Below are 20722 nucleotides of genomic sequence, written 5' to 3' on the forward strand. Positions count from 1 at the left end.
CTTTTATTGTCTATCGAGTCAATTTTATCAATAAAGGTACTCACGGGGGTTTGACATACCATCGGGTATGCTCAAGATAGGGAGTCTTGTTGAGTCTGTTAATCGGACACTAAAGGAAGGTGAGATGGTATCTGTTCGCGAAGCACACTTTAAGGATCCTGATTTCAATCTGGATGAGTGGGTTAATCGTTATGTGGCCGACTCCGCCGATGCCGGGCGTTTGTTGGAGCTGATAGCCAAGGTGGAAGCACTGCCTATGGGCAAGTGCAAGCGTCCTAAAGCCGAGCTTCAGGCCAAGGCGCGGGAGATGATAGAGATCCTCGCGCCGCTCAACATGGATATCGAAACCCTGCAGGCCGCCATCTTATTTGTGTTTTTCGAGGTGGGCATAGTCGATGAAGCCAAGCTCACTGAAGACTTTGGTCCCGAGTTGGCTACCTTGGTCAACAGCGTCAAGACCATGGATGCCATAGGTGCACTCAAGGTGGGCAATGACAGCCGCAGCAGTGAGCCGCAAATCGACAATATCCGCAAGATGTTGCTGGCGATGGTGGAAGATGTACGCGCCGTGGTGATCAAACTGGCCGAGCGGGTATGCCTGCTTAGGGCCGTGAAAAACGACGATGAAGAAACCCGGGTATTGCTGGCCCGGGAAATTGCCGACATCTACGCGCCGCTGGCCAACCGTTTGGGTATAGGTCAGCTCAAGTGGGAGCTGGAGGATATCTCGTTTCGTTATCTGCATCCCGAAACCTATAAAGAGATTGCCAAGCAGCTGGACGGCAAGCGCCTGGACCGAGAAGTCTTTATCGACAACTTTGTCAATCAGTTGCAAACGCGGCTGGATGAAGAAGACATTCGTGCCAAGGTTTATGGTCGTCCCAAACATATCTACTCCATCTGGCGCAAGATGCGCGGCAAGCAGCTTAAATTTGACGAGCTGTTTGATGTGCGTGCAGTGCGAATCGTCACCGACCGGCTGCAGGACTGCTACGGCGCGCTCGGTGTAGTGCATACCCTTTGGCACCATATTCCCAGAGAGTTTGACGATTATATTGCCAACCCCAAACCCAACGGTTACCAGTCGATTCACACTGTGGTGGTGGGACCGGAGGGCAAGACAGTCGAAATCCAAATTCGCACCCAGCAGATGCATGAAGATGCCGAACTCGGGGTGGCGGCTCACTGGAAATATAAAGAGGGTAATCACTCCGGTAAACAGAGTGGCTACGAAGAGAAGATCAACTGGCTGCGCAAGATTTTGCAATGGCAGGAAGATGTGGTCGAGAGCGGCAACCTGGTGGAGGAGATCCGGGCTCAGGTCTTCGAAGACAGGGTCTATGTGTTTACCCCGTCCGGCGAAGTGGTGGATTTGCCAGCCGGCTCAACCGTGCTGGACTTTGCCTACTATATCCACTCCCAGGTGGGCCACAAGTGTATTGGCGCCAAGGTCGATGGCCGCATAGTGCCGTTTACTTATCAGGTGGAAACCGGTGAGCGCATCGAGATTATCACCTCCAAGCATCCCAATCCGAAGCGCGATTGGCTCAACCCCAACCTGGGTTATATCAAGACCTCCAGAGCCCGCAGCAAGATCCAACACTGGTTCAAGCAGCAGGACAGGGACAAGAACCTGGTGGCCGGACGCGAGATGCTGGAAGCCGAACTGGCGCGGGTGGGGCTGACACTCAAGGATGTCGGCAGCGCAATTGAGCGCTTCAACATGACCAACATGGATGACCTGTTGGCGGCCATAGGTGGCGGCGATGTGCGCCTCAACCAAGTGGTCAATCATGTACAGAGCCGACTCAGGACTCAGGAGCCTTCCGACGAAGAGGCGGTGGAAGAGCTGGTCAAGAAAGGTCAGCAGAAGCCCATAGGTGCCAATCGCGGCCAGATAGAGGTCAATGGTGTCGGTAATCTGATGAGCCATCTGGCGCGCTGCTGTCAGCCGGTGCCCGGGGATGAGATTTTCGGTTTTATCACCAAGGGACGCGGTATTTCGGTGCACAGAGCCGATTGTGAGCAGGTCAAGGAACTGATGCGTGCCCATCCCGAGCGGGTAGTGGATGTGGTCTGGGGCGAAAACTACTCCGGCGGCTACAAAATCCGTATTCGAGTGGTGGCCAATGACAGAACCGGTCTGCTGCGGGATCTCACCTCTGTGCTGGCGGCGGAAAAGTCCAATGTGCTGGCGATGAGTTCCTCATCGGATCTCAAGAACCAGACTGCGGCCATTGAACTTGAGATGGAGCTTTATAACCTAGACGGTTTGTCCAGGGTTATCTCCAAGCTGACCCAGATAGACGGGGTAATAGAAGCCCGCAGGCTCTGAGGCCAGTTCGGTATTCGACCGGTATTTAAAACAGGACGCCTAGGTTGCGTCCTGCTGTTTTTTAAGACTTATCAAAGAGTCGTTGGATTGGTAAGCGTATTAGCAATAAAGGAGTAATGGCGGTGGCGGCAGATATCAATGCATTGCTTGAGATTATGGCAAAGCTCAGGGATCCTGAGCTGGGTTGCCCCTGGGACAGGGCGCAGGATTTTGACTCCATAGTGCCCTACACCCTGGAAGAAGCCTATGAAGTGGCTGACGCCATAGAAAGCCGCGACTGGCAGGAGTTACCTTCTGAGCTTGGTGATCTGCTGTTTCAGGTGGTGTTCTATTGCCAGCTTGGCAAGGAAAAGGGCTGGTTTGATTTCGCCACTGTGCTCGAGCGGATATGTAACAAGCTTATCAATCGTCATCCCCATGTGTTTGCCGCCGATACCGACTTGAGTTTTGACTCGGCGCCGGATGCCAAGAACAACTGGGAGCGCATTAAAGCGGCAGAGCGCGCCGGGCGCGAGCTGCACTCAGTGCTGGATGATATTCCCAAGGCGCTGCCGGCGTTAGCGCGGGCGGGTAAGATCCAAAAGCGGGTCGCCCGGGTAGGGTTTGATTGGCCCGAGCTTGAGCCTGTGGTCGACAAGGTACAGGAAGAGATTGAAGAGGTGTTGCACGAAGCGCGTCAAACCACGCCGGATAAGGCCAGAGTTGAGGATGAAGTGGGCGACTTGCTGTTTGCTGCGGTGAATCTGGCGCGCCACTTGGGGGTGGATCCCGAGCAGGCCCTCAGAGGGGCCAATAACAAGTTTGAGCGGCGTTTTCGTGCTATTGAGCAAAAAGCCAATGCCAGCGGCAAGCCGTTTGCAGAACACGATCTGCAGGCTCTGGATGCTTATTGGGATCAGGTCAAGCGTGAAGAGCGCGGTGAAATCCAGTAGCAGGCTAAGCCTGGATTAAAAATGCGCGAATGAGATCAGCGCGTAAAAATTATCGTCATTCCTGTTTGGTAAATGGCAGGGGCTTTGATATACTGTCGCCCCGTCCTGGTGCTTTCATTCGAGCACCTATTTATCATTCTTTTTTCTCAGGTTCAGCATGACTACAAGGTATATCTTCGTTACTGGTGGCGTTGTTTCATCACTAGGTAAAGGCATTGCAGCGGCATCGCTCGCAGCAATTTTAGAGGCCAGAGGCCTGAATGTAACCATCATGAAGCTGGATCCTTACATCAACGTTGATCCGGGAACCATGAGCCCAACCCAACACGGGGAAGTGTTTGTCACTGAGGACGGCGCAGAGACAGATCTGGACTTGGGCCACTACGAGCGTTTCATCCGTACCAAGATGAACCGTCGCAACAACTTCACTACAGGTCGTATCTACGAGGAAGTGCTGCGCAAGGAGCGTCGTGGTGACTACCTGGGTGCCACCATTCAGGTGATCCCACACATCACCAACGCCATCAAGGAAAAAGTCCTCGAAGGCGGTGAAGGCCATGATGTCGCCATCGTTGAAATCGGTGGTACTGTGGGGGATATCGAATCTCTGCCTTTCCTCGAGTCTATCCGTCAGCTGGCTGTTGAACTGGGCCGCGAGCGCAGTTTGTTTATGCACCTGACTCTGGTGCCTTTTATCGGCCCGGCTCAGGAAGTGAAAACCAAGCCGACTCAGCACTCGGTAAAAGAGCTGCGTTCTATCGGTATTGCGCCGGATATCCTGGTTTGCCGTGGCGACCGCGCCATTCCGGCTACCGAGAGAGCCAAGATCTCCCTGTTCTGTAACGTTGAAGAGCGGGCGGTTATCTCCCTTAAAGACGTGGATTCCATCTACAAGATCCCGGCGCTGCTGCGCTCACAAGGTCTGGATGAGCTGGTCGTCAAGCGTTTTGGCCTGAGCTGCCCTGAAGCCGACCTGTCCGAATGGGAAAACGTGGTTTATCAGGAAGCCAATCCAAACAATGAAGTGACCATAGGTATGGTCGGCAAGTACATCGAACTGCCGGATGCCTATAAGTCTGTCAACGAAGCGCTGAAGCATGCCGGCCTTAAAAACCGGGTTTCAGTGAACATCAAGTATATCGACTCCCAGACGGTTGAAGTCAAAGGCGTTGAAGTGCTGGAAGGCCTGGACGGCATTCTGGTTCCCGGCGGCTTTGGTGAGCGTGGTGTTGAAGGTAAGATCCTTGCCGCTCAATATGCCCGTGAAAACCAACTGCCATACTTTGGTATCTGTCTGGGGATGCAGGTTGCCCTGATTGAATTCGCCCGTCATGTCGCCGGCATGGAAGGTGCCCACTCTACCGAGTTCAACAAGGAAACACCTTTCCCTGTTGTGGGCCTGATCACCGAATGGGTTGATGAAGAAGGTAATTTGGAGCAGCGTGATGAAGCTTCTGATCTGGGTGGTACCATGCGTCTTGGCGCTCAGCTGTGCCATCTGATTGAAGGCACCAAGGCCGCTGCCGCATACAAGAGCAACACCTGTATTGAGCGTCACCGTCATCGTTACGAAGTGAACAACGCTTTCCGTGAGCGTTTGGAAAAGGCTGGTCTGGTATTCAGCGGCTTGTCTTCCGATCGCAAGCTGGTGGAGATGATTGAGATCCCGGCACATCCTTGGTTTGTTGCCGGTCAGTTCCATCCGGAATTCACCTCAACACCTCGCGACGGTCACCCTCTGTTTGAAGGTTTTGTCGCCGCTGCCAGTACTTACCAAAAGCGTAATCTGGGTTAAACTAGAAGAGCCGGACTGCTATGGCAGCTCCGGCTTTTTCATCCCCGCTGCACCGGGAAGTGTGAAGTGAAAGTCCAATACCCATATGAGAGACGCTGAACGCTCAGATGGGTATGGTTTTTTTCTTTAACTTTAATCGAGGACATTATGGCTAAGATCATTAACGTCATAGGACGCGAAATCATGGATTCTCGCGGTAATCCCACTGTAGAAGCTGAAGTGCATTTGGAAGGTGGTTTCATTGGTATGGCAGCCGCTCCATCAGGCGCTTCTACCGGTAGCCGTGAAGCGCTGGAACTGCGTGATGGCGACAAGGCTCGCTATCTGGGTAAAGGCGTGCTCAAGGCTGTTGATAATGTCAACGGTCCTATCCGTGAAGCCCTGCTGGGTAAAGATGCCACGGCTCAAGCCGAGCTGGACGGCATTATGATCGCGCTGGACGGCACCGAAAACAAAGACAAGCTGGGCGCCAACGCCATTCTGGCTGTGTCTTTGGCTGCCGCCAAGGCCGCTGCTGCCTTCAAAGGTATGCCGCTTTACGCTCATATTGCCGAACTGAACGGGACTCCTGGTCAGTACAGCATGCCGGTTCCTATGATGAACATCTTGAACGGTGGTGAGCATGCCGACAACAACGTCGACATTCAGGAATTCATGGTACAGCCAGTCGGTGCCAAGAGTTTCCGTGAAGCCCTGCGTATGGGCGCTGAAATCTTCCACAACCTGAAGAAAGTGCTCCAGTCCAAGGGCCTGAACACTGCCGTGGGTGACGAAGGCGGTTTTGCGCCTAATCTGTCATCCAACGCCGACGCCCTGGCGGTTATCAAAGAAGCCGTTGAAGCCGCAGGCTACAAACTGGGTACTGATGTGACTCTGGCGCTGGACTGTGCCGCTTCCGAGTTCTACAAAGACGGTAAGTATGACCTGGCCGGTGAAGGCAAGGTATTCGATTCCAACGGTTTTTCTGACTTCCTCAAGTCGCTGACCGAGCAGTATCCTATCGTTTCTATCGAAGATGGCTTGGATGAGTCTGATTGGGATGGCTGGGCTTACCAGACCAAGATCCTCGGTGATAAGATCCAGCTGGTGGGTGATGACCTGTTCGTGACCAACACCAAGATCCTGTCTCGCGGTATCGAGCAGGGCGTTGCCAACTCGATTCTGATCAAGTTCAACCAGATAGGTTCTCTGACAGAGACTCTGGCCGCTATCCGTATGGCCAAGGAAGCCGGTTACACCGCCGTTATCTCTCACCGCTCAGGTGAAACTGAAGATGCGACCATTGCCGACTTGGCAGTAGGTACCGCAGCCGGCCAGATCAAGACAGGTTCTCTGTGCCGCTCTGATCGTGTTGCCAAGTACAACCAGCTGCTGCGCATTGAAGAGCAACTGGGTGCCAAGGCAGCCTACCGTGGCCTGAGTGAGATCAAAGGTCAGGCGTAATTTTCGCCTCCAGTTTCAAAAGGCCACCACTTGGTGGCCTTTTTTGTTGTACTATCAACACTAATCGTATTTTTAGGGCATGAGCTGAATTTATCACCATGAAACGACTGCTTTTTGTCATCGTCTTGCTGCTGGGGTTACTGCAATATCGTCTTTGGCAGGGAGAAAACAGTCTGCCGGAGTACTTTCATCTTGAGCAGCAGATAGCGGCTCAAAATGACAGCAATGCCAGGCTCGAAGAACGCAACCAGGTACTGAAAGAGGAGATCCGCGATCTGCGCAGCGGTACCGAAGCCCTGGAAGAGCGTGCCCGCAATGAGCTGGGGTTAATCAAGAAGGGTGAAACCTTTTACCGGGTTGTTGGTGGTGAACAGCGTTCTATGTCTTTGGCCAATCAATAACGGCCCAATTTCAACATAACGGATATCCATGAGTGAAGCTATTTCCTCCCGAGCCATAACGGCCGGGCTCCCCAGTGATGAACAAGTGATTGCCATAGTACCGGCCGCTGGAATAGGCAGTCGCATGGGCGCTGACTGCCCTAAGCAATATCTGCCGCTTGCCGGCTCATGCATTTTGGAGCAAACCCTCAAGGTTTTGCTGAGCCACAGTGGTATTTCAAGGGTGATAGTGGCGCTGAACCCGGAAGATAGCTTCTTTGGCAAACTCTCTGTGGCCAGTCATCCCAAGTTGGAGACTGTCACTGGCGGTAAAGAGCGCGCGGATTCTGTGTTGGCGGCGCTTGAGAGTCTGGTTGCCGACAAGCCATTGCCTGCCACTACCTGGGCCTTGGTGCATGATGCCGCCAGACCCTGCTTGACCCATGGCGATATTGATAAGTTGCTTGCTTCACGAAAACAATATCCGCAAGGGGCGATACTGGCAGCGCCGGTGCGCGATACCATGAAACGCAGCGGGATTGATGGTTGCATCAGTGAAACGGTTGCCAGAGAAGCGCTCTGGCATGCGCTAACGCCGCAGCTGTTTCCACTGCTTACTTTGACCGAGGCGCTGAAAGCTGCGTTGGCCGCCGGTGTGCTGGTGACAGACGAAGCCTCGGCGATGGAGTGGCGCGGAGTACACCCGGCGCTTATCAGCGGCCGTAGCGACAATATCAAGGTAACCCATCCGGACGATTTGCCGCTGGCAGCGCTTTATCTGGCGCATCAGCGGAGTAACTGACTACAGGAACAAGCAATGAATATACGTATTGGACACGGTTTTGATGTACATAAATTCGGTGGTGAGCCGCCCTTGGTTCTGGGTGGGGTGGAAGTACCGCATCACACAGGCTTGTTGGCGCACTCCGATGGTGATGTGGTATTGCACGCGATTTCAGATGCGATACTCGGCGCCATGGCACTTGGTGACATAGGTAAACACTTTCCCGATACAGATGCCGAATTCAAGGGAGCCGACAGCCGGGTGCTGCTGCGTCATTGTTACCGCCTGGCGCTGGACAAGGGCTTTCGTCTCGGCAACCTGGATGTGACCATTATTGCCCAGGCGCCCAAGATGGCGCCGCATATTGAAGCCATTCGACAGATGTTGGCCGAAGATCTGCACACAGATCTTGACTCCATCAACGTCAAGGCGACCACGACAGAAAAACTCGGCTTTACCGGCCGCAGTGAAGGCATTGCGGTAGAAGCCGTGGTGCTGATGTTCGGTATGTAATACCGACTCATTTACAGGAAAAGATTTCAAATAAGATGAATTCATTACACTTTCTCTATGGCAAGCCGCTCTCCAAAGGCGATATGCGCACCAGCAACAGCGATTTTCAGGTGCAGGAAATACTGCCTTTTCTGCCCTCGGGCGAGGGTGAGCACCATCTGCTGCATATTCGTAAAGATGGCCTGAATACGGTTCAGGTGGCCGAGATGCTGGCCAAATTGGCCAAGGTGCACCCCAAAGAGGTGACCTTTGCCGGTCAGAAGGATAAGAATGCCATCACAGAGCAGTGGTTCGGCGTACGAATTCCGGGCAAGGAAACGCCGGATTGGCTGAGCCTCAATAGCGAGTCCATCACGGTATTGAGTGCGGCGCGTCATAACAAGAAGCTGCGTATTGGTGCGCTTTCCGGTAACCGTTTCAAGCTGGTTCTGCGCCAGATAACCCAGCCGGCAGATGTATTGCAGCGGCTGGAATCGATTGCCGAGAGCGGCGTACCCAACTATTTCGGTGAACAGCGCTTTGGTCACAACGGCCGTAACATAGAAATGGCGCGGCAGATGTTACAGGGGCGCAAGGTGAAAGACAGAAACAAGCGCTCCATCTACCTGTCGGCGCTGCGCTCATTATTGTTCAATCAACTGGTCTCTCAGCGCCTGGCGACCCATGGGCTTGAGTGTCTGGACGGTGATTGTGTCATGCTGGCCGGCAGTCGCAGCTTCTTTGTTGCCGAGCGCTGGGATGAGGTGTTGCAACAAAGGCTGGCAGAGAAAGATATTTTGTTGTCGGCGCCCATGTGGGGTAGGGGCCAGCCACTCAGCAGTGCCGATGCCTTGGCCTTTGAGACTCAGGTGTTGGCCGAATACAGCGCCGATTGTGAAGGTTTAGAAAAAGCCGGGCTCGAGCAGGAAAGGCGACCATTGTTGCTGCGTCCCGAGGGGATGAAGTACCAATTTATCGAGCCGGACACTTTGGAGCTGGAGTTCAGCCTTCCCGCGGGCAGCTTTGCAACCTCAGTGCTGCGGGAACTGCTCGACTATGATGATGTGACCGAACGTCTGTGGCGTGAGCGCCAGGCGGCTCAGGAAGGAAATCCCGCATGAAAATCTTGGTCAGCAACGATGATGGGGTAACGGCACCTGGGATCCGCGCTCTATCAGAAGCCTTGTCAGCCGTTGCCGAAGTGCTGACTGTGGCACCGGATCGCAACTGCTCCGGCGCCAGTAACTCTTTAACCTTGACGAACCCCTTAAGGATTAATAAGTTAGAGAATGGCTACGTCTCGGTAAACGGTACGCCGACCGATTGCGTTCATCTGGCGATTCGTGAACTCTATGAAGGCGAACCCGACATGGTGGTCTCGGGGATCAATGCCGGTGCCAATATGGGAGACGATACCCTTTATTCAGGCACAGTGGCGGCAGCGATGGAAGGGCGTTTTCTGGGGTTACCGGCGGTGGCCGTATCCTTGGTGGGGCGTGAGTTTACGCATTATGACACTGCGGCGGCCTATGCGGTGAAGATCATTATGGGGCTTAAGAAGCATCCCATTGCCTCGGATCAGATCCTCAATATCAATGTGCCGGATCTGCCTCTCGATGAAATCAAGGGGATACGGGTTACTCGGCTCGGCGCCCGCCATAAGGCGGAGGGGATGGTCAGAGCCAGAGATCCTCATGGCCGCGAGGTATTTTGGTTGGGGCCCCCCGGGATTGAACTGGATGTGGGTGAAGACACCGACTTTTATGCTGTGTCTCAGGGATATGTGTCCATCACCCCATTAACTGTAGATTTAACCGCCTATCGGCAGCTTTCTCAATTGCAACACTGGATAGAAAAACTATGACCCGGGTAGCCTCCACATCGGCATTGAATTTAACCAAAAAACTGCAGGAAGCGGGGATCCGTCACCCGGGTCTGTTGCAGGTGGTGGCCAAAACCCCCAGAGAGTTGTTTCTTGATGGCGCATTGGCGCATAAGGCTTATGAAAATACTGCTCTCCCTATAGGCTCGGGTCAGACTATATCCCAGCCTTATATTGTGGCGAGAATGACCGAGTTACTACTGGAGCATAATCCTGCCAAGGTGCTGGAAATTGGTACCGGCTCCGGGTATCAGGCGGCGGTATTGGCGCAGTTGGTGCCTGAACTTTTTACGGTCGAGCGGATCAAAAGTCTGCAAATCCAAGCTCGTCAACGTCTCAAGCGGCTGGATCTGCATAATGTCCATTTCAAATATGGTGATGGCTGGCAAGGCTGGCCCAACAGGGCGCCCTTCGATGCCATCATGGTGACCGCGGCGGCATCTGATATCCCTGCCGCCCTGCTGGAACAGTTGGCTGAGGGGGGCGTATTGGTGATCCCTGTCGGTGATGAGAGCCAGCAGTTGTTGAAGATCCGCCGGGAGAAGGGACAGTTTACTTCTCAGGTTATCGAGGCGGTGAAATTTGTGCCTTTAATCAGTGGCGGCTTAGCCTGATAGTTATTACAGCGTGCAGGAGTATTCTTGAATCCATTGCATTTCAGCCGGTTATTGCAACGAAAGACATCATTATTTTGGCGTCTTGGCTCAGTGCTGTTGGTTACTCTGGTTTCTGGATGCAGTTTTCAGGCTCACAGACCCGCTCCGGTCGAATCTATTTATGGTGTAAAACGGCCGGCAATCGAAAGAGGCTCAATCCAATCTGATACTTACAAGGTGAGAAAAGGCGATACCCTCTATTCCATCGCCTGGGGAGCCGGTAAAGACTATGCGCAAATAGCCAAGTTAAATCAGCTAGATAAGTCTTATACCATCTACCCTGGACAGGTACTCACCCTAGAAAGTAAAAAAAATGTTAATAGCGGTTCGTGGCTGAAATCGAGTAAAAGCTCCAAACCTCAACCTCAAAAATCAAAAGACAAGGTCTATAAAAAACAAACGGTTAAACAGAAACAGGCCGTTGCTAAAGCCAAGCAAAATAAGCCGAAAAAAACACTTGATCCCAAACCAAAGTCTGCTTACCCTGTATCCAATGGTAAACAAAATGTTAACCATGTTGTCCATAAGCCGAGTTCGACTCTGCCGGACAAAGTCAGTCGCTGGATATGGCCGGTTAATGGCCGGGTGATTGGCGCATTCTCTGCCAAAGAGCAGGGAAATAAAGGAATCAAGATAGCCGGTAACCGAGGCGATATTATTAAAGCCACTGCCGATGGTCGGGTGGTCTATGCGGGTAATGCTTTGCGGGGTTATGGAAACCTCGTCATTATCAAACATAGTGATGACTATCTCAGTGCTTACGCCCACGCCGATAAGATCTTGGTCAAGGAAAAGCAGCATGTGTCTGCCGGGCAGACGGTTGCGAAGATGGGAAGCACAGGCACCAACCAGGTCATGCTGCACTTTGAGATCCGCTACCATGGTCAGTCTGTCAATCCACTCAATTATTTACCCAAACGCTGATTGTTTGGGAGCCAAAATTGGCATATGGAGGATAAAAAACGATGTAAATTAGTTTGTTAAGGTTTGGGAGAGAATATTATGAGCCGCAAAAATGCTAGCGCACCCGTGGAAGAGCTTGTAGATTTATCCGTAAACGACACGGAAGTGGCGTCAAAGAAGGAAGAAGCTCTGGCCGAAATGGTTCAGGATGACCTGCAAAAAAACTTAGACGCGACCCAACTTTATCTGAGTGAAATCGGATTTTCCCCTTTGCTGAGTGCAGAAGAAGAGGTTTTTTTCTCGCGCAAGGCCCTCAAAGGTTGTGAAAAATCACGCAACCGCATGATCGAAAGTAATTTACGCCTCGTGGTCAAAATAGCCCGTCGTTACAACAACCGTGGCTTGGCGCTTTTGGATCTGATTGAAGAAGGCAATCTTGGTCTGATCCGTGCCGTAGAAAAGTTCGACCCCGAGCGCGGTTTCCGTTTCTCCACTTATGCCACTTGGTGGATCCGCCAGACCATTGAGCGAGCCATAATGAATCAGACCCGTACTATACGCCTGCCTATTCATGTGGTTAAAGAGCTCAATGTGTATCTGCGTACTGCCCGGGAGTTGGCCCATAAGCTGGATCACGAACCCACAGCCGAAGAGATAGCCGAAAAGCTGGAACTACCGAGCAGCGATGTCAGCAAGATGCTGAAGCTGAATGAGAGGATCACCTCGGTCGACACCCCGATAGGCGGTGACAACGACAAGGCCCTACTCGATGTGTTGGCAGACGATGATGATATGACACCGGATGCCCAGGTGCAGGAAGAAGACATTTCCAACTCTGTGGTTAAGTGGCTCAATGAGCTCAATACCAAGCAAAGAGAAGTGCTTGCCAGACGCTTTGGCCTACTGGGATATGAACCTTCCACTTTGGAGGATGTAGGCTCGGAAATTGGCCTGACCCGAGAAAGAGTGCGGCAAATTCAGGTGGAGGCATTGAAACGCCTGCGCGACATACTCTCCTCTCAGGGATTGTCGGTAGAGGCCTTGTTCAAGGCCTAGATAAGTTTGCAATAATGCCCAAAGAATGCAATCCCGAACATATCTATCTGGCGACTTTAAGGGGTTCATGCAAAAGATAAAAATCCGATGTAAATATGTCATCGGATTTTTTGTTACTCAGCTTCATTGTTCCCCAGCATCATCAAGCCTCTTGGTAAATAAAACTCGTTAGCATGGCGTCGCCAGCCTCAGGTTCGTACTCTAAGGTGATGAGCTGCTTTCGTTTTCGGGCCGGTTTCAGGTATTAACCTGGTGGCGCTTCATTGAACTCCTGTGGTTGTTTATCGCCAAAAATCGCCGGTAATCACACTATTTGACTTGATTTCAGACCGGCAAGTTGGACCGGACATGCGATCACTTTAAGCATCGGCAGAATATGTGTCAGCGCCTTGGTCTGTGTCATATGTTCCGAGCCTGGTTCAACTTGGATTATTATCTTTTGGGAAATGTGGGATTTATTTCTAGGTAAGATATTGTTTGATATATGTTTTTGTTATGGATTTACACGCATTAGGATTGTTGTCGATAGCGGCTAATGGAGAGGTTTTAAAGATATTTTTATCAGGGTTTCAAGTGTTTAATCCGGAAAATTATGACAAAATGGTGGCGTTAATAGGGCTTAAACGAGTCTTTTTCATAATTTTGTAATAAAACTGTCCAATAATGGCCACGTGGAAATTCACTGACAGAAACCGTTATGACTGCAAGGATTTTAATAGTAGAAGATGAGTTGGCTATCCGCGAGATGCTGACTTTTGTTATGGAACAACACGGGTACACCACCAGTGCCGCCGAGGACTTTGACTCTGCTCTGGCACTGCTCAAGGAACCTTATCCGGATCTTATTCTGCTGGACTGGATGTTTCCGGGCGGCAGCGGTATTCAGTTTGCCAAGCGATTGAAGCAAGATGAGTTTACCCGTCAGATCCCCATTATCATGCTCACCGCCCGCGGTGAGGAAGAGGACAAGGTCAAAGGCCTGGAAGTGGGCGCCGATGACTATATTACCAAGCCGTTTTCCCCTAAGGAGTTGGTGGCCCGCATCAAGGCGGTTCTCAGACGCGCCGCGCCAACCCGCCTGGAAGAAACCATAGATGTGCAGGGCCTGACCCTGGATCCTGTCAGCCATAGGGTCACTGTGGGTGATTCAGTGCTGGAGATGGGGCCGACCGAGTTTCGTTTGCTGCACTTCTTTATGACTCACCCGGAACGGGTCTACAGCCGTGAGCAGTTGCTGGACAATGTCTGGGGCACCAATGTCTATGTCGAAGACAGAACCGTGGATGTGCATATTCGTCGCTTAAGGAAAGCCGTGGAGCTGTCCGGGCACGATAAACTGATCCAAACGGTTCGCGGCGCAGGTTACCGCTTCTCTACCCGTATCTAGCGGGGTAACAATGGGCATGGGCCGGGTTTTGCGTTATCTTGTGCAACCATCGGCCTTTTGCCTGGGCATTTTCTATGTTTGATTCCTATTCGGGTTATCGGCTGTTTTCCCGTCTGATGCTGTACCTGGCGGCTTGTCTGCTGCTTGGGTTGCTGCTTGGTCAGTTGCTCTTGGTGTTGTGTCTGGGAGCTTTTCTATTATTGGGTTGGCACTATCGCCAGCTTATTCGGCTCAATTACTGGTTGTGGCGCGATCGCCGCTTAACGCCGCCTCAGGGCAGCGGCAGCTGGGAAGGGGTGTTCAATGGCATCTATCGCCTGCAGGGTAAAAACCGCAAGCGGGTGAGTCAGTTGGCAGGGTTGCTGGGACGGTTTCGCCAGGGGGCCGAAGCGCTTCCTGATGCGGCAGTGGTACTCGATTCAGAGCACAATATTCTCTGGTGTAATAAGCTGGCGCAGCTGCTGCTTGGCTTTGTCTGGCCGCAGGATAATGGTCAGCGAATAGATAACCTTATCCGGCATCCCGACTTTTCGGCCTATTTGAAAAAGGGTCATTACAAGGAGCCGCTGGAGCTGCCGTCCCCGGTTTCGGATAGACGTTTGCTGGAAGTGCGTTTGATGGCCTATGGCGACAGGCAGCTGTTGCTGATTGCCCGGGATATTACCCGGGTTAGGCAACTCGAGGGAATGCGCAAGGAGTTTGTTGCCAACGTCTCCCATGAGCTGAAGACGCCGCTCACTGTGCTGCAGGGGTATCTTGAGATGATGCAGAGCATGGCCGAACCCGACTCCCCCAATGTTAAGGCGCTGGAGCTGATGCAGCAGCAGACCGGCAGGATGCAATCCATGGTAGAGCAGTTGTTGGCGTTGTCGCGGATTGAAGATGCCGCCGATATCAACCTGGAACACACTGTGGATATGAAGCAGTTGATGACCACCTTAAAGGAGGAGGGCGAAGCGCTCTCCCGTGGTCGCTACCAACTGAGCTTCCATGCCGAACCCGGGCTCAATACCCATGGCAATGAGTTGCAGCTGCGCAGTGCCTGCTCCAATCTGTTGTCCAACGCCATACGTTACACTGAACCGGGCGGTAGTATTGAGGTGCGCTGGCAACGGGTGGCAACCGGCGCCATGTTCAGCGTCAAAGACAGTGGTGAAGGAATTGCACCGCAGCATATCAGTCGACTGACTGAACGTTTCTATCGGGTCGACAGTGCCCGCTCGCGGCAAACCGGTGGCAGTGGTTTGGGGTTGGCGATAGTGAAACACGCCCTTAGTCATCACCACAGTGAACTCAAGGTGACCAGCGAGTTGGGTAAGGGCAGTACTTTCAGCTTTGTGATCCCGCAGCATCTGCTGGAGCAGCAAGATTCTTGAAGCGCTGGAATAGACTAATGTTATTAAGGAGCCGTAGGCTCCTTTTTTACTATCTGGTGCGAAGGGGATTTATTTTGCTGCTTGTGTCACCAGCAGCAAGCTTCAGATTATGATTATACAAACTCTTCGCTACAGAATAGTGAGCTGCTTAAACAATACTTTTACTCGAAGGCCCTTAATGTTGAAACTATTGAAAACTGTGCTATCCGCTACTTTCAATCCCTCATTTGCTGCGAATTTATCTTGGCCTGTCATGCAACTGTCATTTTAAAGTCATAGACTTGTCATTGTGGCAATTGATACTGGCTGCGTTTTAGAAACCAATTTCGGTAAACACTGGAGCAAATAATGAAATTGAAACAGCTTGTCGGTGCGGTGACTCTTACAGCCGCTGGTGTATTCTCAGCAGCATCTATGGCTGCTATCGATCAGTCACTGCCAACCTACGAGAAAACAAGTGGCGTATCCGGTAACTTGTCTTCTGTCGGTTCTGACACTCTGGCCAACATGATGACTCTGTGGGCAGAAGAATTCAAACAGATGTACCCTAACGTCAACATCCAGATCCAGGCTGCCGGTTCTTCAACTGCGCCTCCAGCCCTGACCGAAGGGACTTCTCAGTTCGGCCCTATGAGCCGCAAGATGAAGCCAAACGAAGAGGAAGCGTTTGAAAAGCACTATGGTTACAAGCCTACTGCGATTCGTGTAGCCATTGATGCTCTGGCAGTCTTTGTGCACAAGGACAACCCCATCAAGGGGCTGAGCATAGAGCAGGTTGATGCCATCTTCTCCTCTACCCACAAGTGTGGTGGCAGCGATATCACTCGTTGGGGTGATGCCGGTTTGGACGGAAGCTGGTCTGCCAAAGACATTCAGCTGTACGGCCGTAACTCAGTATCCGGTACTTACGGTTACTTCAAGAAGAAAGCGCTGTGTAAGGGCGACTTCAAAGCCAACGTGAACGAGCAGCCAGGCAGCGCCTCGGTGGTTCAGTCTGTATCTCAGTCGCTGAACGCTATCGGTTACTCAGGCATAGGCTACAAGACTGCCGGTGTGAAAGCTGTGGCTCTGTCGAAGAAGGGCGACGACTATATCGCGGCAACTCCTGAGAATGCTGCCAGCGGTACTTACCCACTGTCACGCTACCTCTACGTTTACATCAACAAGCACCCAAACAAAGAGCTGTCACCCATGCAGCGCGAGTTTGTCCGCTATGTCCTGTCCAAGCAGGGTCAGCAGGTTGTTGAGAAAGACGGTTATGTTGCACTCCCAAGAAGTGTGATTGCCAAAGACCTGGAGAAGGCTGGTATCCGTCTGTAAGACTTACCCCTTCGAAGAAAAGCCCGCGATGCGGGCTTTTTTGCGTCTGGGTATCAGTCCATGGAAAACAGCGCAGGGGCGCGCTGCTGCATGAACTCGATAAAGAGTTTTACCTTGAGAGGTTGCTGGCTGCGTTGATGATAGAGCAGGGAAATACGCCGTTTTTCTCCTTTCCACTCCGGTAGCAATACCTGTAGCCGGCCATCTTTCAACTCCTGTTTGCAAAATAGCTCTGGGCCGTAAAGAATGCCGCCGTCATTTAAGGTCGCGCGGATGGCACCGTGGAGATCCGTCAGGGTTAGGTTGGCTGGGCCATCATAATAGAAGGCATCGCCATCGGGATGGCGCAGCGACCAGTTGAACAGAGGCCAGACCTTGATAACCTTGTGCTGACTGAGCTGTTGCGGATGATTAAATACCGGCGCCTTTCGAAGATACCCGGGGGAAGCCACCAGGCGATAATCCAATACTCCAAGAGAGCAGGAGACCCAGGAGGAGTCTGGCTGGCTGCCGCCGACTATGGCAACATCTATGCCTTTATCGATGAGATCCACCACCTCGTTACTTTGGGCGATATGCAGCTTGATATCCGGGTAGCACTCGCAAAATTCGTTCAGTGTCTCGATGAATATCATAGAGATAATCGAGATGGGAGCGGCAATTCTCAGGGTGCCTTCGGGCTTGTCGGCGCAGGTGCCGCTGGCCAGGGCATCAAACTGGGCTATCAGTTGCTGATAGCGTTGGAACAACTCCAGTCCCTCTTCGGTCAACCTCAGTTTGCGGGTGGTTCGCATCAGTAGTTGTTTATCCAGCACAGATTCCAGCTTGGCTAGTTTGCGGCTGACGGTGGCCACCGGCATATTCAGTACTTTGGCGGCCTGGGAGAAACTTCCGGCATTGACCAGATGTACAAACAAGTAGAGCAGTTGCAGTTCGGGAGCCTGATTGTCACTCATTGCTGTTCCTCAATGTGCCAAGGATATGTTTAAAACGCTTGTCTGCCGATGTCTACGACCATAGCGCAATGGCTGGCAGATAACGGCTGTGGTAACTTGTCGGCAATCTCTGCCGAACTTACTTAGCTGTACTGATAAGGGCAGGCAAGATACAGAATTCCCCGCCATTTTCGCAGATCCTCGGCGGGAGTACGACAGCCAAAGTCAGCAAAATGGAAGAAGTATGACTGGAATCATTACTCCGCTGATCTCTGTGTTTGGCATTATGCTCGCAGGTTCACTGGTACAGAAAAGCAAAATCCTGCCGGATGGTACGGACGCCGCCCTCAACCAATATGTTTATTACATAGCTTTTCCGGCCATTATGATGATAGTGCTGGCAAGAACTTCTTTCGAGGAGATCTTCCAGTGGCATTTCATCGTCGGTTTCAGTGTGGCAATGATGCTGACCTATCTGCTGGTACTGCTGATTTCCGGTTGTTTCAGGGCCGGTCAGGGGGTTGGGGCAATTCGCGCCTTGAATGCCACCTTTGGCAATACCGCCTTTATCGGCATCCCCATGATGATGATAGTCTACCCGGGAAACCAGTTGGCGCTGGCTGCGGCGGCCATTGCCAGCCTGTTGTCTGTGGTGATGTTTGCCATCGCACTGGTGTCGCTGGAGCTTGCCAGAGATACAGAAAACAAGGCGCATCCCTTGCTGATTATTGTTGAAGCGCTGGCGAAAAACCCGATTGTTATCGGCAGCGCCTTGGGCGTTGCTGTCTCGGCTTCCGGTATGGCTCTGCCGGATGGGATAGCGATGATGATAAGCCAGATAGGCGCTACCTCCAGTCCCTGCGCCCTGTTTGCCATAGGTATGGTGTTGGCCAAGGCGACCCGGGTTCGCGGCGCCACCCGCTTACCTGGGCCTTGGCAGTTGGCCGAGCTTTTTGGTATCAACGCTTGCAAGCTACTACTGCAACCTCTGCTGGCTTATCTATTATTGAAAGCCATGGGGATCAGCGGCACCAATCTGCAGATGGGGGTTATTCTTGCGGCCCTGCCTACTGCAGCGAGTGTATACTTACTGGCGCAGCGTTATGACACCAAGGCTGGGGTCAGTGCCCAGGGTATATTACTGGGCACGCTAATCACCTTTATCAGTTTGCCTTTGATAGCGGCATGGGCTGTTTAGGCTGGGTAGAACACAGGGAATAATTAATCGACAGATATTTACTGTATAAAAAATCAGTATATACTGTTTATCAATACAGTGTTTTGGGAATTCATTATGCTTTGCCAACTCAGCATCAATAACTTTGCCATAGTGCGTTTTCTGGAGCTGGACTTCCGTCCGGGAATGACCAGTATTACCGGCGAGACCGGGGCGGGTAAATCCATTGCCATCGATGCCCTGGGGCTTTGTCTCGGTAACCGGGCCGATGCCGCCAGTGTGCGCCCCGGCGCCAGCAAGACGGAAGTCAGTGCCCGTTTCTCTCTGGCGGATGTCCCTCTGGCCAAGCGTTGGCTGGAAGATAATGATCTCGAACTCGAAGATGAATGTATTCTACGGCGCACCATTGGCAGCGATGGCCGCTCCCGCGCCTATATCAATGGTAACCCTGTGCCGCTGACTCAGCTCAAGGCGTTGGGACCCTTGCTGGTGGGGATCCACGGCCAGCATGCTCATCACGCCATGCTCAAGACAGAGCAGCAACTTTACCTGCTGGACAGCTATGCCAATCATAAGCTGTTGCTCGATAGTGTAAGCAGTGCCTATCAGCGTTATCGCCAAATCGAGCAGGAACTGCGGCAATTGGTGCTGTCGCAGCAGGAGAGAATTGCCCGCAAGCAGTTACTCAGTTATCAGGTGGAAGAACTCAATGACTTTGCTCTCGGGGAGCATGAATTTGCCGAGATAGAGCAGGAGCACAAGCGTCTAGCCAACAGTACGGCGCTGATCGAGTCCTGTCAGTTGGCCTTGATGCTGCTCAGTGAGGGCGAAGAAGCCAACATAGAGTCATTGTTGAACCGGGCCGTGCATATCAGTGCCGAGCTTGAGAGTGTCGATGCTGAGCTGTCCAATGTCGGCGGCATGCTCAACGATGCCCTGATCCAGGTGCAGGAAAGCAGCAGCGAACTGCAGCGCTATCTGGACAAGCTCGAGTTGGATCCTGAACACTTTGCCATGCTGGAGGCGCGACTTTCCAAGGCGATGCAACTGGCGCGCAAGCATCAGGTGATGCCCTCAGAGCTGTATCAACATCATCAGCAGTTGCTGGCCGAACTGGGGAGTCTCGACTCGGATGAGCAGAAGCTCGAAGAGATAGAGCAGCAATTGGAAGCCAGCAAACAGAATTATCTGACCCAGGCGCAAAAACTTAGTCAGAGCCGCAGCCGCTATGCCAAAGAGTTGGACAAGTTGGTCACGGCTTCCATCCATGAGCTCAATATGCCCAAGGGCAAGTTCAGCATAGCGGTGGAGTTCAGCCCTGAGCAGATGTCGGTCAACGGCAGTGACAGGGTGGAGTTTCTGGTGACCACCAACCCGGGGCAGCCACTGCAGAGTCTGGCCAAGGTGGCCTCGGGGGGCGAGCTTTCCCGTATCGGCCTGGGTATTCAGGTGATAACCGCCCGTAAGGTAGCGACTCCGACACTGATTTTTGATGAGGTGGATGTGGGGATTTCCGGACCAACAGCCGCCGTGGTGGGCCGCATGTTGCGCACCCTGGGAGAATCGACCCAGGTATTGTGTGTGACTCACTTGCCGCAGGTGGCAGGTAACGGCCATCAGCATATGTTTGTTGCTAAACATGCCAAGGGCAGCGGTACCGAAACCTCTATGGTGGCGCTGGATAAAGAGCAGCGAGTGCAGGAGTTGGCCCGGTTGCTTGGTGGCGATACCATCACCAGCAATACCCTGGCCAATGCCCGTGAGTTGCTCAGCAGCTAAAAGCGGCGTTTTGCAAGTTTTGAGATAAAACCGTCACACCCAATATTATCCGGGGGTTTTTGAGTCGCGATGGCGACTCAAAAACTATGG

At 52.5% G+C, this 20722-nt stretch carries 18 protein-coding genes; 17 read left to right on the forward strand and 1 reads right to left on the reverse strand.

The window, feature by feature from the left end:
- Positions 1 to 124 precede the first annotated feature (124 nt).
- From relA to ACMHXH_RS20145, 15 genes are all read left to right on the forward strand, one after another.
- Positions 125 to 2335 (forward strand): GTP diphosphokinase, encoded by a 2211-nt coding sequence (gene relA, locus ACMHXH_RS20075; RefSeq protein ID WP_025889132.1) that lies wholly within the window; start codon positions 125 to 127, stop codon positions 2333 to 2335.
- A 116-nt stretch (positions 2336 to 2451) separates the two neighbouring features.
- Positions 2452 to 3267: a nucleoside triphosphate pyrophosphohydrolase gene (mazG, locus tag ACMHXH_RS20080; RefSeq protein ID WP_144361218.1), complete on the forward strand. Its 816-nt coding sequence runs from the start codon at positions 2452 to 2454 to the stop codon at positions 3265 to 3267.
- A 157-nt stretch (positions 3268 to 3424) separates the two neighbouring features.
- A complete protein-coding gene (locus ACMHXH_RS20085; protein WP_039033727.1) occupies positions 3425 to 5062 on the forward strand; it encodes a CTP synthase in 1638 nt (545 codons plus the stop codon).
- A gap of 147 nt (positions 5063 to 5209) precedes the next feature.
- Positions 5210 to 6505: a phosphopyruvate hydratase gene (gene eno / locus ACMHXH_RS20090; RefSeq protein WP_039033728.1), complete on the forward strand. Its 1296-nt coding sequence runs from the start codon at positions 5210 to 5212 to the stop codon at positions 6503 to 6505.
- Between the two features lie 98 nt (positions 6506 to 6603).
- Complete coding sequence (gene ftsB / locus ACMHXH_RS20095) at positions 6604 to 6906, forward strand: cell division protein FtsB (RefSeq protein ID WP_335912152.1); 303 nt, start codon at positions 6604 to 6606, stop codon at positions 6904 to 6906.
- Between the two features lie 28 nt (positions 6907 to 6934).
- Entirely contained in the window at positions 6935 to 7687 is a 753-nt protein-coding gene (gene ispD / locus ACMHXH_RS20100) for a 2-C-methyl-D-erythritol 4-phosphate cytidylyltransferase (protein ID WP_052248014.1), read from the forward strand.
- Between the two features lie 15 nt (positions 7688 to 7702).
- Positions 7703 to 8182 (forward strand): 2-C-methyl-D-erythritol 2,4-cyclodiphosphate synthase, encoded by a 480-nt coding sequence (gene ispF, locus ACMHXH_RS20105; protein WP_028781518.1) that lies wholly within the window; start codon positions 7703 to 7705, stop codon positions 8180 to 8182.
- 35 nt (positions 8183 to 8217) lie between these two features.
- Positions 8218 to 9282 carry a tRNA pseudouridine(13) synthase TruD gene (truD, locus tag ACMHXH_RS20110; protein ID WP_039033731.1) on the forward strand — a complete coding sequence of 355 codons (1065 nt, stop codon included), beginning with the start codon at positions 8218 to 8220 and terminating at the stop codon, positions 9280 to 9282.
- Positions 9279 to 10025, forward strand: a complete 747-nt coding sequence (gene surE, locus ACMHXH_RS20115) for a 5'/3'-nucleotidase SurE (RefSeq protein WP_101096167.1) — start codon at positions 9279 to 9281, stop codon at positions 10023 to 10025. Before truD ends, surE begins: the two co-directional genes overlap by 4 nt.
- Entirely contained in the window at positions 10022 to 10657 is a 636-nt protein-coding gene (locus tag ACMHXH_RS20120) for a protein-L-isoaspartate(D-aspartate) O-methyltransferase (protein ID WP_039033733.1), read from the forward strand. The genes surE and ACMHXH_RS20120 overlap by 4 nt, the downstream gene beginning before the upstream one ends.
- A 93-nt stretch (positions 10658 to 10750) precedes the next feature.
- Positions 10751 to 11623, forward strand: a complete 873-nt coding sequence (locus ACMHXH_RS20125; protein ID WP_162206768.1) for a peptidoglycan DD-metalloendopeptidase family protein — start codon at positions 10751 to 10753, stop codon at positions 11621 to 11623.
- Between the two features lie 78 nt (positions 11624 to 11701).
- Entirely contained in the window at positions 11702 to 12658 is a 957-nt protein-coding gene (rpoS, locus tag ACMHXH_RS20130; protein ID WP_039033734.1) for an RNA polymerase sigma factor RpoS, read from the forward strand.
- A 697-nt stretch (positions 12659 to 13355) separates the two neighbouring features.
- Positions 13356 to 14045, forward strand: coding sequence for a phosphate regulon transcriptional regulator PhoB (gene phoB / locus ACMHXH_RS20135; protein WP_025011640.1), 690 nt, complete (start codon positions 13356 to 13358; stop codon positions 14043 to 14045).
- A gap of 74 nt (positions 14046 to 14119) precedes the next feature.
- Positions 14120 to 15421 carry a phosphate regulon sensor histidine kinase PhoR gene (gene phoR / locus ACMHXH_RS20140; RefSeq protein ID WP_039033735.1) on the forward strand — a complete coding sequence of 434 codons (1302 nt, stop codon included), beginning with the start codon at positions 14120 to 14122 and terminating at the stop codon, positions 15419 to 15421.
- A 348-nt stretch (positions 15422 to 15769) separates the two neighbouring features.
- Entirely contained in the window at positions 15770 to 16741 is a 972-nt protein-coding gene (locus ACMHXH_RS20145; RefSeq protein ID WP_025889126.1) for a PstS family phosphate ABC transporter substrate-binding protein, read from the forward strand.
- 53 nt (positions 16742 to 16794) lie between these two features.
- Here the strand turns inward: ACMHXH_RS20145 and ACMHXH_RS20150 are convergent, their stop codons facing one another.
- On the reverse strand, positions 16795 to 17697 hold the full coding sequence (locus tag ACMHXH_RS20150) for a LysR family transcriptional regulator (protein WP_215774153.1): 903 nt from the start codon (positions 17695 to 17697) through the stop codon (positions 16795 to 16797).
- A gap of 223 nt (positions 17698 to 17920) precedes the next feature.
- Here ACMHXH_RS20150 and ACMHXH_RS20155 point away from each other — a divergent pair, with 223 nt between their 5' ends.
- Positions 17921 to 18874, forward strand: a complete 954-nt coding sequence (locus tag ACMHXH_RS20155) for an AEC family transporter (protein WP_039033737.1) — start codon at positions 17921 to 17923, stop codon at positions 18872 to 18874.
- Positions 18875 to 18970: 96 nt separating this feature from the next.
- Positions 18971 to 20632 carry a DNA repair protein RecN gene (recN, locus tag ACMHXH_RS20160; RefSeq protein WP_335912149.1) on the forward strand — a complete coding sequence of 554 codons (1662 nt, stop codon included), beginning with the start codon at positions 18971 to 18973 and terminating at the stop codon, positions 20630 to 20632.
- Positions 20633 to 20722 lie beyond the last annotated feature (90 nt).

It is taken from the genome of Shewanella sp. BJSY2023SW001 (assembly GCF_047314685.1).
GTDB classification, from domain to species: Bacteria; Pseudomonadota; Gammaproteobacteria; order Enterobacterales; family Shewanellaceae; genus Shewanella; species Shewanella indica.

Bases quoted from the DNA above. Each gene is read 5' to 3' on its own strand.
- relA (WP_025889132.1), top strand. From the start codon at position 125: ATGGTATCTGTTCGCGAAGCACACTTTAAGGATCCTGATTTCAATCTG.
- mazG (WP_144361218.1), top strand. From the start codon at position 2,452: ATGGCGGTGGCGGCAGATATCAATGCATTGCTTGAGATTATGGCAAAG.
- ACMHXH_RS20085 (WP_039033727.1), top strand. From the start codon at position 3,425: ATGACTACAAGGTATATCTTCGTTACTGGTGGCGTTGTTTCATCACTA.
- eno (WP_039033728.1), top strand. From the start codon at position 5,210: ATGGCTAAGATCATTAACGTCATAGGACGCGAAATCATGGATTCTCGC.
- ftsB (WP_335912152.1), top strand. From the start codon at position 6,604: ATGAAACGACTGCTTTTTGTCATCGTCTTGCTGCTGGGGTTACTGCAA.
- ispD (WP_052248014.1), top strand. From the start codon at position 6,935: ATGAGTGAAGCTATTTCCTCCCGAGCCATAACGGCCGGGCTCCCCAGT.
- ispF (WP_028781518.1), top strand. From the start codon at position 7,703: ATGAATATACGTATTGGACACGGTTTTGATGTACATAAATTCGGTGGT.
- truD (WP_039033731.1), top strand. From the start codon at position 8,218: ATGAATTCATTACACTTTCTCTATGGCAAGCCGCTCTCCAAAGGCGAT.
- surE (WP_101096167.1), top strand. From the start codon at position 9,279: ATGAAAATCTTGGTCAGCAACGATGATGGGGTAACGGCACCTGGGATC.
- ACMHXH_RS20120 (WP_039033733.1), top strand. From the start codon at position 10,022: ATGACCCGGGTAGCCTCCACATCGGCATTGAATTTAACCAAAAAACTG.
- rpoS (WP_039033734.1), top strand. From the start codon at position 11,702: ATGAGCCGCAAAAATGCTAGCGCACCCGTGGAAGAGCTTGTAGATTTA.
- phoB (WP_025011640.1), top strand. From the start codon at position 13,356: ATGACTGCAAGGATTTTAATAGTAGAAGATGAGTTGGCTATCCGCGAG.
- phoR (WP_039033735.1), top strand. From the start codon at position 14,120: ATGTTTGATTCCTATTCGGGTTATCGGCTGTTTTCCCGTCTGATGCTG.
- ACMHXH_RS20145 (WP_025889126.1), top strand. From the start codon at position 15,770: ATGAAATTGAAACAGCTTGTCGGTGCGGTGACTCTTACAGCCGCTGGT.
- ACMHXH_RS20150 (WP_215774153.1), bottom strand. From the start codon at position 17,697: ATGAGTGACAATCAGGCTCCCGAACTGCAACTGCTCTACTTGTTTGTA.
- ACMHXH_RS20155 (WP_039033737.1), top strand. From the start codon at position 17,921: ATGACTGGAATCATTACTCCGCTGATCTCTGTGTTTGGCATTATGCTC.
- recN (WP_335912149.1), top strand. From the start codon at position 18,971: ATGCTTTGCCAACTCAGCATCAATAACTTTGCCATAGTGCGTTTTCTG.